The following is a 13,815-nucleotide window of genomic DNA, read 5'->3' on the forward strand; positions in this document are numbered from 1 at the left end:
GATAGCCCAACGATCACCAGCACGGGCAACGCTGAATTGAATTTGAATAATTTTTGTTGAAATTACAAAAAATGTGATGATACTACAGCAGCGACCACGTGGAGATTCGTTGCCAATGACCAGCATGTCCCAGGAAGATGTAAAATCGGCTTTGTCACCCTATCACAGTCAGCTCAAGCAGGTTGTCGCAGACGGATACGATGAGTGGCAGCGTGTCTCGGATTTCCGCGCAAGGAGCGGTTACAGTCCGGTGCTGTATTCCCGGACTATGGCAAATTATGTCTTCGACGCCATCGCTCGCAACGCCCAGAAAACCTTCAGTCGCGATAAGACCGTGCGCATCCGCCAAGAGACGCAGACAGTCAAGTTTATCTTTGCCGGTAAGGTGATTGTGCGTTTCAAGAAAGGGGATGATGATCACCTTGGCAAGAACATCCCTACGCAAGCCGTGTTGGATTATCTTGATCCGCAGCAAACTCTTCCGGGATTTCCACCAGAGGCTGCGAAGGTTGAGATTGTATGGTCCGCCAACGATATCGGCACGGGAATTGAAGAGGTCCTAGTTGTGGCGCGAGACGGTAACGCCTCGCTTTGGTCTTACAGCATCGACGATGACGCTAGCGAGAGTGCTGGTTCTGGCGTATTGCCGTTCCCCGATGGTTCCCGACTCGGTGGTTTCTCTCCGCTGGTCGTGGTTAAACCTCGAAAGTCCGAACGCGAAAGCGAATAAGTTATGGCCGCATTTGGTGATCTACTGCGCCTCGCAAGGCAATTGCGGGGCTACACGCAAAAGAAAAGTTCTGAAGATTTGGGTATTGCTCAAACCGTGCTTTCACGGCTTGAGAATGGCCTTATCGAACCTGACGTGGATCTTGTCGCCCGGGCAGCACAAACATTCGATGTCCCAGTCGACTTCTTCGCTATTACGGATACCGTTTATGGCCCGCCGGTAAGCGTTCACGCTATGCTCCGTGGCAAGGCCGATGTATCTGCGCGGGACATTGATATGATCACCGCAGAGCTAAACGTCCGACTTATGCATCTGCGTGTCTTTTTGGAAAATGTGGACTTCAACGCGGTTTTGTCCGTCCCAAGCTTGGACATCGAACGATACGAATCGCCTGAAAAAGTTGCGGCAATTGTTCGTACGCATTGGAAGCTGCCACGCGGTCCCATTAAAAATTTGACCCGCATTATCGAGCAAGCCGGTGTTATCGTAGCGGACAGTAATTTTCACGGAGCTGGGGTGAGCGGGGTTACCTTTGCTGTACCCGGGCGTCCACCCATTGTCCTGATCAATCGGGACCATCCAGCGGATCGCCTGCGTTTCACGTTGGCGCACGAACTAGGCCATCTCGTTATGCATCGATTTCCAACACCCGAGATGGAAGAAGAAGCCAATCGCTTTGCATCAGCATTTTTGTTGCCGCCGGAAGATATGAAGGAAGCGTTTTCTGGCAGGCGTGTGACACTCGAGTTGCTAGCATCCATGAAGAAAGAATGGAAAGTCTCGATGCAGAGCCTTCTTATGAGCGCTCAAACTCAGAAAGCCGTTTCGGACAACCAAGCTCGATACCTATGGCAACAGATCAGTATGAGAGGGTGGCGCACGAGGGAACCAGCAAGCTTAGACTTTCCTCACGACCCTCCAACTGTGCTGCCGACGATCATAAAAGCACATCTCAGTGACCTTGGCTTCAAACCAGATGAACTTCTCCAGATGTCGCGGGTGTTTGTTAGGGACTTCGTCGGCATGTATGGCGACTTTCATTCAGAGGGGCCAAGCAGGCCCCGTTTGCGAATTGTCACATAACAGTGACGCGGGGCGAATTCCTACTGATTTCATTGGCCGTGAAATGGTTGGTCGAGAAGATTCCCGCATTCAATGACGTTATAGACGCGGCGTCTAAAATCCCGTGCGTTTTCGAGGTAGAGGTTGAATAGTGCCCCCCGCGGGCTTCCTCACGGTCGAGGACAGCATTTGTGTGTTTTTTGACTAGCGCGGCGATTCTGTATCGCCGCGCCGTTACCAACGTCGGTTGAACTCCAAAACTCCAGAGCGACCTTATGCGCCTCTCTTTTCGCTTCTGATTCTGTGGTCGCCTTCAGGGTACGCCATCGCTTGCGTTGAGTGCCGTAAACGCATGAAGGTCTCCTGGCACGTTTGCGCGGTACACAAATGAGCCGCCCCGCCTCATCAAGCCAGGTATTTTTTGCCATCTTGTCCGTTCCCCGATTGTTGCAACAAATCGTAGATCGGACCTCAACAACACCTTAAGAATGCAGGAGCTCTTTTATTTCAGAGGGTTTAGAGGAAAATGGTGGGCCCGGAGGGCAGGTCCCGATCCTTGAAATCATTGGGCTTTTCGTGGGGCCAAAGTGACGGTGTTCCCGCCACGTTCCGTGTGGGCCCACGCCCCCGTGGGCTCAGGAAACGATCCTGAGATTGCCACGGCGACGCATCTGATCGCGCTTGTCCTCGCGGGCGTTGATGGCGTTGGCGACGTCGACCATCATCCGCTTCTTGTTGGCCCGCTTCGGACGCTGTGGGCCCGGGGCGTGGGCCCGCCGTGGGCCCAGCCGGTTTTTGTGTAATGATTTCAAAGACTTTGGTGGGCCCGGAGGGACTCGAACCCCCAACCAAGCGGTTATGAGCCGCCGGCTCTAACCAATTGAGCTACAGGCCCCACCTGAAAATACGAACGAGCCGGGCAATACCGGCGTTCGGTCCCGCGATCAATAACGGGAAAAATTGACAATGCAATCCCCGAAAGATCTTAAGTCCATGGCGCAACACAAAATTCCCCGGAAAATGCCATAGGGTCTGCGGCTCAGCGCTTCTGCTGCTCCTGTTCGGCCAAAACTAAAAGCCGCCGCGCACTCTCTTCGTCGGTGATGAACACCGTCGGGCGAATGAGCGCCATCGCGCCATAAAGCGCCCTCACCTTCTCCTTGCCGCCGGAGGTCAGCACCCGCACCGGCACTCGCTGCACCGTATCGATGCCGACCGACATGACGAGATCATGGATCGGATGATCGACGAGCTTGCCTTCCTTGTTATAGAAATGAAACAGCAAGTCGCCCACCGCACCGCGCTCGGCGAGCGAGGCCTGGTGGCCTGCGTTGAGAAAGCCGATGTGATAGGGCGTGCTCGATGCCGTTTCGATGGCGCCGACGCTGAGGAGCACAAGGTCCACATCCTCGGCCATTTCGAAGACGTTCTTTAGCCCGCAGCGCTCGATAAGGGCTGTCTTGGTTTCGATGCTGTCAACCATGGCGGGGGCCGGAATAAGATAGCCATCGCCTTGAAAAAGCTGGGCAAACTGCCAGGCGAATTCCGCCGGGTTGAAGCGGCGCGGCTGGCTGATGCCGCCCAGCAGCGAGATGACCGTGAAATCTTCGAGCGCCTTGGCTTCGAGGTAGGACAGCGTGTTGAGGAGCGTGCGTCCCCAACCGACGCCTACCCGCATGCCATTGGCAACGACGCCCGACAAATAGTCGCCTGTAGCCGCCGCAATCGACGGGATCGGGTCATTGTCGGGATGGGACAGCGGCGCGATGATGACGCGTTCAAGGCCAAACTGCTTCTCGACCTGTCGCTCCAGCGAAATCAAATCGGAAAGATAGCCTTGAATGCCGATCTTGACTTCGTTGCGGGCACGCGCTTCGGCCAGCATGCGCACGATGGTGACGCGCCCGACGCCGAGAATTTCGGCAATCTCGTTTTGCGTCATCTGCTCGATATAGTACATCCAGGCGGCGCGCATGCGCATCCGGCTGATCTTGGTGTCGGGCTGCCCGAAGTCCACCGGCGCCTTCTGGGGGTTCGCAGGCGCACCATTTGTTCGTTTGCGTCGATCGGCCACTCGTCCCCCTGTTTATCCTGCGATTGCCCTGCCGCTTCCGCGGCAGAAATCTGCCTTCTCTACATAAGCGCCCCATTGCCGCTTTTTAAGCCGAAGCGCGGCATAACACCTTGAATCTGCGCATAGTGCTTGCCAAAAATCGATACAGATTTTGGGGTTATGCGCTAGAATGTCATTTAGCAAGGCATCAAAAACGGATAGGAACTCTTATCCACGTGCGAGCAGAGGCTGCGATCATGATTCGTGATATATCGAGCGATATCGTCGTCAACCTGAAAGACCGGTTGCGGGACGTACGCCACCTGATCCGGTCGAGCCGACTCGATGCGAAGCCGCATGCGCAGGACCTGCCGGATATGTTGTTCGGCCAGGCCGCCCGCGTCATGGACAAGGCGTTCACCACGGCCGAAACGATATCCATTTCTCTGGTCTCGCAGGATCCCGCGGCGCACACGGCGACGATCGAAGCCCGCAGTCTTGATGCATATTTTCCGGCCGGTGTTGGCAAGGGCGAGGCGCTGTTCCGGCGCGATGTCTATTACCTGACCAAGCGTATCTTCAGCATATTGGGCTCGGACAATCCGCTTATTCACGAGGCGACGTTCGCCGCCGTCCACGCGGCGATGAGCCGCCGCCATGCGCATCTGCTGCTTGCCGCGCGCGAGGGCGGACTTGCGGAAATTGCCGCTGCCTGCGCCGTGATGACCGTCGAACTGCAGAGCCAATATGATGCCGCTCCCACTGCCTTTCCGGCGCATGTTGCCGCCAAGCCCGACCGGCTCACGCAATATCTGTGCTTTGCCGCAATCGCGCTCGCCATAGGTGTTGCGACCTATGTCGAAGTGGAGCCCTGTGACGAAAAACTGGTCGAAAGCACCCTCCTTGCTTTGCAGGCGCGGCAGGAGAAGTTTGGCGTGGCCATTGCATCTGGCAACCCCGAACCGGCCCTGTCGAGCCTTTATGCGTTTCTCATGCCGCATCTTCCGTAAGCCTGTACTTACGGAAAATGCTGGTCAGGCGCCGCTCCAAGATCGAGCACGCACTTCTTAGCACGCTGGATCGAAGACGGGCTCATGCTGAGCTCGGTCAGGCCCATGTCGACGAAAGCCGGAATAAGATCGGCGCGCCCGGCCGCCTCGCCGCACATGCCGACCATGATCCCGGCCTCCACTGCCGCTTTGGCCGTAAGCGCGATCGCGGCCATGACCGCCGGGTGAGTGACGTCGTTGAGCTTCGCCACCGTCGGGTTAAGCCGGTCGGCGGCCATGATATATTGCGTCAGATCATTGGTGCCGATGGAAAAGAATGCAACCTCGCTGGCCAGCATCGGCGCCACGAGGACTGCTGCAGGCGTCTCGACCATGATGCCGAGATCGAAAGCGGCGTGGTCCCTGCCTTCGGCCTTGAGTTCTGCCGCGCACTCGTCAATCAGAAGGCGCGTCGCGCGCACCTCGTCGACACCCGAAACCATCGGCAGCATTACCTTGATATTGCCATGAACAGCCGCCCTAAGCAGCGCACGCAGCTGCGGCTTGAACACGTCCGGGCGATCGAGGCACATGCGGATGCCGCGCCAACCGAGGAAGGGATTCTCCTCGACGGGAAAATCGATCCCTGAAATGGGCTTGTCGCCGCCGATATCGAGCGTGCGCACGATCACCGGATAGGGCGCGAAGGCCTTGGCGAGGGTGGCATAGGTTTCCGCCTGGAGGTCTTCGGACGGCAGATGGATATGGCGCATGAACAGTAGCTCGGTGCGGAAGAGGCCGACGCCCATCGCTCCGGCTTCCTGCGCGGCTTCTATTTCCTCGAGCGAGCCGAGATTGGCCGCGATCTCGATGACAGTACCGTCGGCGCGCTTCGGCGTTATGTCCTTGTAGGCCTTCAATGATTGCTTCACGGCCTCAGCCTTGGCAATCTCGTCGTGGAACCGCCTGGCGGTCGCTTCATCGGGGTTGGCGAAAACCAATCCACTATTGGCGTCGAGCGCGACTGTGTTCACGGTTTCGAGCTCGTGCACGGCGTGGCCAAGGCCAAGAACGGCGGGAATGCCATGAGCGCGGGCAATGATCGCGACATGCGACGTCGCGCCGCCATGACCGCAGATCACGCCGGCAATACGCTTGAGCGGGGCACGCGCAAGATCCCAGGCACCAATATCTTCGGCGATAAGAATGGCGCCCTCCGGAATTGCTTCGAGATTGGCGTCATCCTGGCCGAGAAGCGCCAGGCAGATTTGACGGCCAACCGCATTCACGTCGTCGGCGCGGGCGTTAAGATAGGGATCGTCCATGGCAGCAAAATCGTCGGCGATCTTCGACGTCGCGCCGATCGCCGCCGAGACGGCATCGATACCGCCAGCGACGAGGGCCGCGGCTGCCTCGGTCAATTCTTCATCGCTGGCAATGTCCTTGAGCGCGGCGATGATGCCGCGGTCGCTTTCGGCGAGATTGGATGCAGCGAGCGAGCGGTCCATGCGCTCCTGAACCGTGGCAAAGGCCTGCCGCAGCCGCGCCGCCTCGGCGGGAATTTCGTCGTGGCCCAGCATCCGGTTTTCCTGCTTGATCTCCTGCGGGAAAAAGCCGAAGGCGGGACCGATGGCAAAGCCTTCGCTGGCAGCAACGCCGCGAATTCCGCCCTGGATGGAGACGGGAGCGGGAGCGGCAACCGGTTCCTTGCGCGGGGCAACGTCCACCGGCGTCGCCTCGGCAGGCGCTGCGCCCTCCTCTCCCGTACCCGATAAGGGGTTTTCGAGGTAGCCGATCAGCGCTTCGATCGCTTCGATCGCATCGGCACCGGTCGCACGAACGGTCACCTCCTCGTTTTCCTTGACGCCGAGCAGCATCAACTTGACCGAACTCTTGGCGCTGACCGATTTCTCCGCCTTGACGAGCTCTATGTCCGCCTCGAAACTCTTTGCAAGCTTGACAAAGCGGGTGGCTGGCCGTGCATGCAGTCCGTCATGCACTCTGACGATCGTCGAGCGTTCCATTCGTTCGTATCTCTCTGTTACTCGTTTGTGGTCGGGCCCTTGCAATTACCCGATGGTAATCGTCGTACCGACTGTCAGGGCTGAAACCAGTTCTTCCGTATCGATTTCCGAAGCACAGATCTCGCCAGGTCGCTCGACCCGGTCCGATCCGTTGAATGTAATAACGACGTGCCCGATATCCTTCACCTTCTGCCAGGCATAGTCGCCGATGCCGGTGATGGTGGCGGAGACATTGCCGATTCTGATGGGCGCACCTACGGGTGGCGTCTCTTCGGAGGGCGGCGTCTCGACACTGTGCAGAATCGAAACTTCGGCGAGTTCGGGCGGCGCGCCATCGGCAAACAGTATGACGACGCCTCCTTCCGCGAGGTCCGCCACCTCAGGCCCAACGGCTGTTACCCGTGTTTTCAATAGGACTGACATATGGCGAACCTCGTCTTCTGTTGGTCGATCTTAGAATACGATCAGGCTGACAACCCAGGCGATCAGCACCGAGACGGGACCCATGATCTGACGGCTGATCAAGACCGCGGGCACACCGATTTCGATGGTTTTAGGCTTGGCCTCACCAAGGGCAAGACCCACGGGAACGAAGTCGCAGCCTACCTGCGTATTATAGGCAAACAGCGCCGGCAGGGCCATGGCGGGTGAAATCGTGCCATTGGCGATCTGCGGACCGATGATCGCCACGCCGATCACCTGCGCAATGACCGCGCCCGGCCCGAGAATGGGCGAGAGGAACGGCAGGCCGCAGATGGCGGAGATGATCAGAAGACCGATGATGTTGTTGGCGAGCGGTCCCATGGGCTGGGCAAGAATGTCACCGATGCCCGTGTAGAGAATGAGACCGATGAGCATGGTGACGAACGCCATGAACGGCAGGACGTTGCGAACGACCTGGTCGATGGTGCGGCGACCGGCATTGAAGAAAATGCCGACGACACGTCCCATGGCGCGGCCGATCGTGCTGATGAAGCCGATCAGGCCACCCTCGCTCGATTCGCTTGCACCGGTGCGGCTCGACATCGAAGCGGCGAGTTCGGCCGGTGTGGGCGGCGATGCCGGTCCCGATGTGGAGGCAGCACCGGCAACGGCGGCTGGCTGCGAACCATCGGCGAGCTCGATATTGCCTTCCTTCACACCGGAGACATAGATGTCTTCCGTGATGAACTGGGCGAGCGGACCTGCCTGTCCGACCGGTGTCAGGTTGACGGTGGGGATGCGCTTGCGCGGATAGACGCCGCAGCGGGCGGTGCCGCCGCAATCGACCACGACCACGCCCATTTCGCCTTCGACCGGCGGTGCCTTGAAGCCGTCGACCGCTTCACCACCGGTGAGTTCGGCAATGCGACGCGCAACGGGATGAATGCCGCCACCCGTAACCGAGACCACTTTGTTGCGTTGCGGCGTCAGCTGGATGACGAGCGGGCCACCCCAGCCGTTCGATCCCCTGGAAATCTTTACTGCCTTGTATGTCTTTGACATTTTCCTGCTCCCACCCCGAATTAAAGCTCGATGCCCTGGCGACGCGCCATAATGGCGGTGATGCGCTCAGTGAGCATGCCCTTGAGCAGGATGACGATCAGACCAACAAGCGCGTACCAGATAGCAACGTTGATGTGATAGCCCGTGGGAACCGCGCCCTTCTTCTCCAGTTCGAGAAGCGCGACGAGAATGCCGCCCCAGACGAAATATTCACCAGGATTGATATGGGGGAAGAGGCCCAGCGGCGGATGCACGTAAGAAACCGCGGCGTCGTAGAATGCGGGCTTGTACTTTTCCTCGAGGAACGAGCCGAAGGTATAGGCCATCGGATTGGTGAGGAAGAAGACCGAAAGCACCGGAAGAACCGTATAGCGGGTCAGGGCAATCTTGCCCGCGCCGCGCGCGATACCATGGACCCGTTCTTCGCCGACGAGTTCGGTCAGCGCGTAGAAGGCGGTCATCAGCACGACCAGGGTCGGAATGATGCCCGTAACGAAACCGGCAAAGACCTCGCCGCCCTTCTGGAAAATACCGATGAAGTATTTGCCGATATTGGCAAGCCAGCCAAGCTGCTCTTCCTGCTGGACGTTCTTGAGCCTGTCCTTGAACTGCTCGACCGAGATATCGCCCGTCGACTGCGCGAGAACGACGAGGTCGTTGCCCGCATGCTCGACGGCGTGCTTGCCGTGCAGCGCCGCGTCCGAGACCATCGTCCCCGCCACAGAAATGTGGTGCGCGGCGATGTCGGCATGTTGCGCCAACATTGTTAGAATTGACATGTTCCCTCTCCTCCTTACCGACCGCGACAAGCGGCCGTCCCTTAAGCGTTGACTGTCCTGATTCCCGATAGGCCCGGCTTGGGCGGATCCGCCCTCGCCCGATCTATTTGTTCAATTGCCCGCTCTGCCGCCTTGGCCAGAGCCGGATCACCCAGGCCGGACATTACCGGGTCTGTACGCAGCGCACTGAGCGAGATGCCCTCGAACTCTTCACGCCGCTTGAACTTCGCAAAAACCGAACGGCCGCTCATGACGAGAAAGCGCTGGATCGTCAGGTCGCGCGTGACAACGATGAGGACGATCACGCCCTTGCCAAGGCGGCCGCGCACATTGCCGGCGCCAACGAATCCATCATTGTACTTGGAGGAGATACCCTTCATGACATCAGTGTAATGCCGCATCTGATACCAGACGCCTAACGACTGCAACGCCCACAAGAATCCGAGGGCCAGCAATCCCCATTGCCACATCGCCATGTAATCAACCTCCCTACGCCCGACCGCCAACATATGCCATGATCGAACGAAAAAATATAGAACATTTGTTTTTCGTAATGTCAATATGTATGATTTTCACACCCACCAAAATCTTGGCTGGGGATGCATGAAAACCTGCAACGTGGTAGCATCGTCGCGAAAGTGAGAGCACATGGATTTTCTGTTTCGGGATGAACTCGTCCACACGCCGGATCTGCGGCATCGGCTGCGGCGGCTGCGGTGGTTTCGCATGGCTTTCCGCAAGAATGCCGCATTGATCGCCGACCACTACGGCTACCAGTTCAGCATCGACGAGACCAAGCTCACCCGCGCCTTCCTCAACTGGATCGAGACGGTCGAGCAGCAGAAGTCGTTTGCGCGTATCGACCGCAAGGATTTCATTATCTTTGCTGCGGGACTGGTCCTCAAGGAACTGATCACCGAAGCGCCCGCATCGGTGTCAGCCAAGGCTCAAGGCGGCGCTGCGGCAAAAACCGAAATGCAGGATATCATCGCGTTTTGGCCCGAGGGTTTTCTCTATACCAACTTCTGCGTCGGTGCGATCGCGGCCATCCATGAGCAGGAATTTGGCACCGCTGCACGCATCGACGATTGTGCCGACGATCTGCGCACTTGGTGGTCTTATCGCGAGAACGTCGAGGAGATGCCGGGCTATGCCATCGCCTTCCTCGACAAGTTCCTTGGAGCCGAGCCCAACTGGGTGATGCCCAATCTCGCCTCCGCCCGCGGCGCTATCCGCCGCGCGATGGTCGCATCAAGAAACGATCGCCACGCGATCAGCGAGTGAGACCCGAAATCAGCCGGCTGACCGGCTGACCTCGGCGAGAATGCGCATGACCTTCTCGCGCTGTTCGAGCTGCGGCATGTGGCCGGTGCCGGCAAAAACATGCACCGCAATCTCGCCCGGCAGCCCCACTGCATGGCTTGCCGGTATGACACGGTCGGCCGCGCCGAAGATCACACGCACCGGGATGAGCAGACTGGCGAGGGTTTGCCTCGTGTCGATCACCTGCGTTCCGTCGGCAAAGAAGCGATCCGCCACCTGCTGCTGCGCCTCACGCAGCGCCGTGTCCTGCGACTGTGCCAGTGTGGCATTGACGAAAGGCTTGGTCAGCAGGCTTTCATCCTGGACAAGCTGCTTCATCCACGCGACGAGGCTCGCCTCGCTGCGCGCCCGAACGAAACCGGAAAGGAAGCCGCCATTGATCTCCGGTCCGAGCCCCGCAGGCGATATAAGTGTCAGCGCACGCACATCGAGATTGTTGCGTGCTGCGACCTCCGTTGCGACGGCGCTGCCGAACGAATGTGCCATGAGGATGACGGGGCCCGAATGATATGCAGCAACGGTCTGCTCGACGAGATCGGCGATGCCGTCGAGATCGTCCGGTATGGCGCGGGTCGAACCGCCATGTCCCGGCAGATCGATGGCGAGGACCGGATTGTCGAGCGTGCCGCCGCCAAGCATCGGCCGCCAGCTATTCAGATCGGAGCCAAAGCCATGGATGAGAACCACCGGTGCATGTCCAGCACCCTTGCCTTCACGCAGCCAGACCGCGTTGAGCAGCGCTTCACCTGTTATCTGGGCAGTCCGCGCCGGTGCAGTCACTGGAGATGATGAAGGCGCCTTGGCCGACGCTCCATCCAACTTGAGCGTACTTGCCTCGACATCCTTCTTCTGGATACGGCCTTTGGGGCCCGATCCCTTGAGCGAGGCAAGGTCGATCCCGGCCTCGCGGGCAACACGGCGCGCCAGCGGCGTGGCGCGGACGCCATTGGTTTCGGCAACAGCGGGCGTCGCCGCAATGGGTGCAGCCTGAACCGGTGCGGTTTGGGCGGGTGCTGCAGCCGGCTTTTCAGACGTGTCAGGTTTGCGTGCATCGGCTTTTGCCGGGGCAGCCGCGTAGGCTTCACCCTCGCCATAGATCCAGGCGACGGCTTGCCCGACCGGCACGGTCGTGCCCTCCTCGGCCTTTACGTCACGCAGTATCCCGGTCGAGGGAGCGTCGACTTCCATGGCTGCCTTGTCAGTTTCGATCTCGAACAGAAGCTGGCCCTTGGAAACGTTGTCGCCTTCCTTGGCATACCAACGCGAAATCTGGCCGCTTTCCATATCCATGTCGACCTTGGGCAGGATCACTTCGACGGGCATGACTAGCGTACCCCTTTGGCGAGATCGCGGGCGCTCGCAATGATGCCGGGCACTTGCGGCACCGTCGCTTTTTCAAGGTCGGGATTGTACGGAATCGGCGTTTCGGCGCCACCGAGACGCACGATCGGCGCATCGAGATAATCGAAGGCTTCGCTCTCGGCGATCATGGCGCTGATCTCGGCGCCTACGCCCAGCGTCTTGACGCCCTCGTAAACGCACATCAGCTTCGACGTCTTCTTGACGCTGGCGATGATTGTCGCCTTGTCCATCGGCCGCACGGTGCGCAGGTCGATTACTTCAATGTTGATGCCTTCCTTGGCCAGCGCCTCGGCAGCTTCCAGCGCCTTGTGCACCATGATCGCCGTAGCAACGATGGTCAGGTCCGTACCTTCGCGCACGATAGCGGCCTTGCCGATCGGTACGGTATAGTGACCCTCAGGAACCGGCCCCTTCATCTTGTAGAGGAGCTTGTGCTCGAAGATCATGACCGGGTCCGGATCCTCGATCGCAGCGAGCAGCATGCCCTTTGCGTCGTATGGTGTAGCCGGCTGGATCACTTTCAGGCCTGGAACGTGGCCAAGCCATGCCTCGAGGCTCTGGCTGTGCTGCGCGGCAGCGCCTGTGCCGGAACCCGCTGGAAACCGCATCACCAGCGGCACAGAAACCGCGCCGCCGAGCATGTACCTGATCTTTGCCGCCTGGTTGACGATCTGCTCCATGGCGAGCGCGGCAAAATCGGAAAACTGGAATTCGAAGATCGGGCGCATGCCGGTCAACGCCGCGCCGACCGCGACGCCGGCACCGCCAAGTTCCGAGATCGGCGTATCCATGACCCGGTCTTCACCAAAGCGATGAACGAGATCGCCGGTCACCTGGAAGGCGCCGCCATAGACGCCGATATCCTCGCCCATGAGGAAAACACGCTCATCCGCCTCCATGGCAATCGCCATGGCTTCCTGGATGGCCTGCGAATAGCTGAGTTCGCGAATGATCTCGTTCATTGAATATCAACCGTATAAACGTCGCGGGTGAGATTGTTCAAATCGGGCGACGGACTGTTCTTGGCAAATTCGATGGCTTCGGCGATTTCCTTCTCGGCGTCGGCGCGGATCGCCTCGATTTCGCCGTCGGTAACGAAGCCGAACTCCTTTAACTGCTCTTGGAAGAGCAGGATCGGATCGCGGTTGGTGATCCAGTCCTCAATCTCCTCCTTGGTGCGGTAACGGTTGCGGTCGCTCTTGGAATGGCCGCGATGCCGGTAGGTCTTGCACTCGATCAGCGTCGGGCCTTCGCCGCGGCGCGCCCGCTCGACAGCCTCATGCGAGGCCTCGGCAACCTCGGAAAGGTTGTTGCCGTCGACAATGACGCCCGGCATGTTGTAGGCCACAGCCCGGTCAGCAACATTTGCAACCGCTGTTGAACGCTTGGTTGAAGTGGACATACCATAGCCGTTGTTTTCGCAGACGAAAACGACAGGCAGTTTCCAGACGGCAGCCATGTTGAGCGCTTCGTGGAAGGCACCCTCATTATTGGCGCCATCGCCGAAATAGGAGATGACGACCTTGCCGTTCTTCTGCTTCTTGGCGGAAAGAGCGGCGCCGACGGCGATCGGAATCCCGCCGCCGACGATCCCGTTGGCGCCGAGGTTGCCCTTGGATACGTCGGCAATATGCATGGAGCCGCCACGGCCCTTGCAGTAGCCCGTTTCCTTCCCGAAGAACTCGGCGAACATTTTCGAGACTTCTGCGCCCTTGGCGATGCAATGCCCGTGGCCGCGATGCGTCGAGGTGATCATGTCGTCATCGGAAAGCGGCAGCGAGATGCCGACGGCGCTTGCTTCCTGGCCGATGGAGAGGTGCATCGTCCCGTGGATCAGGCCGCGTGTATAGGATTCCTCGGCCCCCTCCTCGAAACGGCGGATGAGGTACATCTTGCGCAGCGCTTCCTTCAGCTGTTCCGGCGGATAATGCCGGAATGCGAACGGAAGATTGCTGCCATCGTCCTTCAGTTTGGCATTTGAACTTCTGGCGGAAGCCATTTCGGCGCT

General features: G+C 59.0%; 13 protein-coding genes and 1 tRNA gene. 4 read left to right on the forward strand and 10 right to left on the reverse strand.

Annotated elements, in window-relative coordinates:
- Nucleotides 1–115: 115 nt before the first annotated feature.
- Together HQ945_RS11430 and HQ945_RS11435 are read left to right on the forward strand one after the other, a co-directional pair.
- A complete protein-coding gene (locus HQ945_RS11430) occupies nt 116–730 on the forward strand; it encodes a hypothetical protein (RefSeq protein WP_246272644.1) in 615 nt (204 codons plus the stop codon).
- 3 nt (nt 731–733) lie between these two features.
- A complete protein-coding gene (locus HQ945_RS11435) occupies nt 734–1,813 on the forward strand; it encodes a helix-turn-helix domain-containing protein (protein WP_113282385.1) in 1,080 nt (359 codons plus the stop codon).
- Between the two features lie 797 nt (nt 1,814–2,610).
- Here HQ945_RS11435 and HQ945_RS11445 read toward each other — a convergent pair.
- Nucleotides 2,611–2,687: transfer RNA gene (locus HQ945_RS11445), tRNA-Ile, on the reverse strand.
- A 144-nt stretch (nt 2,688–2,831) separates the two neighbouring features.
- A complete protein-coding gene (locus HQ945_RS11450) occupies nt 2,832–3,809 on the reverse strand; it encodes a sugar-binding transcriptional regulator (RefSeq protein WP_425500644.1) in 978 nt (325 codons plus the stop codon).
- Between the two features lie 293 nt (nt 3,810–4,102).
- Between HQ945_RS11450 and HQ945_RS11455 the strand changes: the two genes are divergently transcribed.
- Nucleotides 4,103–4,855: a hypothetical protein gene (locus HQ945_RS11455; RefSeq protein WP_113282417.1), complete on the forward strand. Its 753-nt coding sequence runs from the start codon at nt 4,103–4,105 to the stop codon at nt 4,853–4,855.
- 8 nt (nt 4,856–4,863) lie between these two features.
- Here HQ945_RS11455 and ptsP read toward each other — a convergent pair whose 3' ends face one another.
- From ptsP to HQ945_RS11480, 5 genes are read right to left on the reverse strand one after another with little or no spacing between them, the layout of a single operon-like run.
- Entirely contained in the window at nt 4,864–6,858 is a 1,995-nt protein-coding gene (ptsP, locus tag HQ945_RS11460) for a phosphoenolpyruvate--protein phosphotransferase (RefSeq protein ID WP_113282418.1), read from the reverse strand.
- Nucleotides 6,859–6,903: 45 nt separating this feature from the next.
- Entirely contained in the window at nt 6,904–7,281 is a 378-nt protein-coding gene (locus tag HQ945_RS11465) for a PTS glucitol/sorbitol transporter subunit IIA (protein ID WP_113282419.1), read from the reverse strand.
- Between the two features lie 30 nt (nt 7,282–7,311).
- Nucleotides 7,312–8,343: a PTS glucitol/sorbitol transporter subunit IIB gene (srlE, locus tag HQ945_RS11470; protein ID WP_027231994.1), complete on the reverse strand. Its 1,032-nt coding sequence runs from the start codon at nt 8,341–8,343 to the stop codon at nt 7,312–7,314.
- A 20-nt stretch (nt 8,344–8,363) separates the two neighbouring features.
- On the reverse strand, nt 8,364–9,122 hold the full coding sequence (gene srlA, locus HQ945_RS11475) for a PTS glucitol/sorbitol transporter subunit IIC (protein ID WP_027231995.1): 759 nt from the start codon (nt 9,120–9,122) through the stop codon (nt 8,364–8,366).
- A gap of 41 nt (nt 9,123–9,163) precedes the next feature.
- On the reverse strand, nt 9,164–9,598 hold the full coding sequence (locus HQ945_RS11480; RefSeq protein ID WP_027231996.1) for a transcriptional regulator GutM: 435 nt from the start codon (nt 9,596–9,598) through the stop codon (nt 9,164–9,166).
- Nucleotides 9,599–9,770: 172 nt separating this feature from the next.
- On the opposite strand from HQ945_RS11480, the gene HQ945_RS11485 reads away from it, so the two are divergent.
- Entirely contained in the window at nt 9,771–10,406 is a 636-nt protein-coding gene (locus HQ945_RS11485; RefSeq protein WP_027231997.1) for a hypothetical protein, read from the forward strand.
- Nucleotides 10,407–10,415: 9 nt separating this feature from the next.
- On the opposite strand, the gene HQ945_RS11490 is transcribed toward HQ945_RS11485, so the two are convergent.
- The 3 genes from HQ945_RS11490 to pdhA are packed head-to-tail and all read right to left on the reverse strand — an operon-like array spanning nt 10,416 to nt 13,806.
- The gene (locus HQ945_RS11490) at nt 10,416–11,768 is read right to left on the reverse strand and encodes an acetoin dehydrogenase dihydrolipoyllysine-residue acetyltransferase subunit (protein ID WP_113282420.1); all 1,353 of its coding nucleotides are present in this window, start codon (nt 11,766–11,768) and stop codon (nt 10,416–10,418) included.
- A gap of 2 nt (nt 11,769–11,770) precedes the next feature.
- A complete protein-coding gene (locus tag HQ945_RS11495) occupies nt 11,771–12,769 on the reverse strand; it encodes an alpha-ketoacid dehydrogenase subunit beta (protein ID WP_027231999.1) in 999 nt (332 codons plus the stop codon).
- The gene (pdhA, locus tag HQ945_RS11500; RefSeq protein ID WP_027232000.1) at nt 12,766–13,806 is read right to left on the reverse strand and encodes a pyruvate dehydrogenase (acetyl-transferring) E1 component subunit alpha; all 1,041 of its coding nucleotides are present in this window, start codon (nt 13,804–13,806) and stop codon (nt 12,766–12,768) included. The genes HQ945_RS11495 and pdhA overlap by 4 nt, the downstream gene beginning before the upstream one ends.
- Nucleotides 13,807–13,815 lie beyond the last annotated feature (9 nt).

This window comes from Phyllobacterium pellucidum, assembly GCF_013327855.1.
Lineage (GTDB): Bacteria > Pseudomonadota > Alphaproteobacteria > Rhizobiales > Rhizobiaceae > Phyllobacterium > Phyllobacterium pellucidum.

Excerpts from the sequence above, each read along its gene's own strand:
- HQ945_RS11480 (WP_027231996.1), bottom strand. The coding sequence starts at position 9,598 with ATGGCGATGTGGCAATGGGGATTGCTGGCCCTCGGATTCTTGTGGGCG.
- HQ945_RS11485 (WP_027231997.1), top strand. The coding sequence starts at position 9,771 with ATGGATTTTCTGTTTCGGGATGAACTCGTCCACACGCCGGATCTGCGG.
- HQ945_RS11430 (WP_246272644.1), top strand. The coding sequence starts at position 116 with ATGACCAGCATGTCCCAGGAAGATGTAAAATCGGCTTTGTCACCCTAT.
- pdhA (WP_027232000.1), bottom strand. The coding sequence starts at position 13,806 with ATGGCTTCCGCCAGAAGTTCAAATGCCAAACTGAAGGACGATGGCAGC.
- HQ945_RS11490 (WP_113282420.1), bottom strand. The coding sequence starts at position 11,768 with ATGCCCGTCGAAGTGATCCTGCCCAAGGTCGACATGGATATGGAAAGC.
- HQ945_RS11435 (WP_113282385.1), top strand. The coding sequence starts at position 734 with ATGGCCGCATTTGGTGATCTACTGCGCCTCGCAAGGCAATTGCGGGGC.
- srlE (WP_027231994.1), bottom strand. The coding sequence starts at position 8,343 with ATGTCAAAGACATACAAGGCAGTAAAGATTTCCAGGGGATCGAACGGC.
- HQ945_RS11495 (WP_027231999.1), bottom strand. The coding sequence starts at position 12,769 with ATGAACGAGATCATTCGCGAACTCAGCTATTCGCAGGCCATCCAGGAA.
- HQ945_RS11455 (WP_113282417.1), top strand. The coding sequence starts at position 4,103 with ATGATTCGTGATATATCGAGCGATATCGTCGTCAACCTGAAAGACCGG.
- HQ945_RS11465 (WP_113282419.1), bottom strand. The coding sequence starts at position 7,281 with ATGTCAGTCCTATTGAAAACACGGGTAACAGCCGTTGGGCCTGAGGTG.
- srlA (WP_027231995.1), bottom strand. The coding sequence starts at position 9,122 with ATGTCAATTCTAACAATGTTGGCGCAACATGCCGACATCGCCGCGCAC.
- ptsP (WP_113282418.1), bottom strand. The coding sequence starts at position 6,858 with ATGGAACGCTCGACGATCGTCAGAGTGCATGACGGACTGCATGCACGG.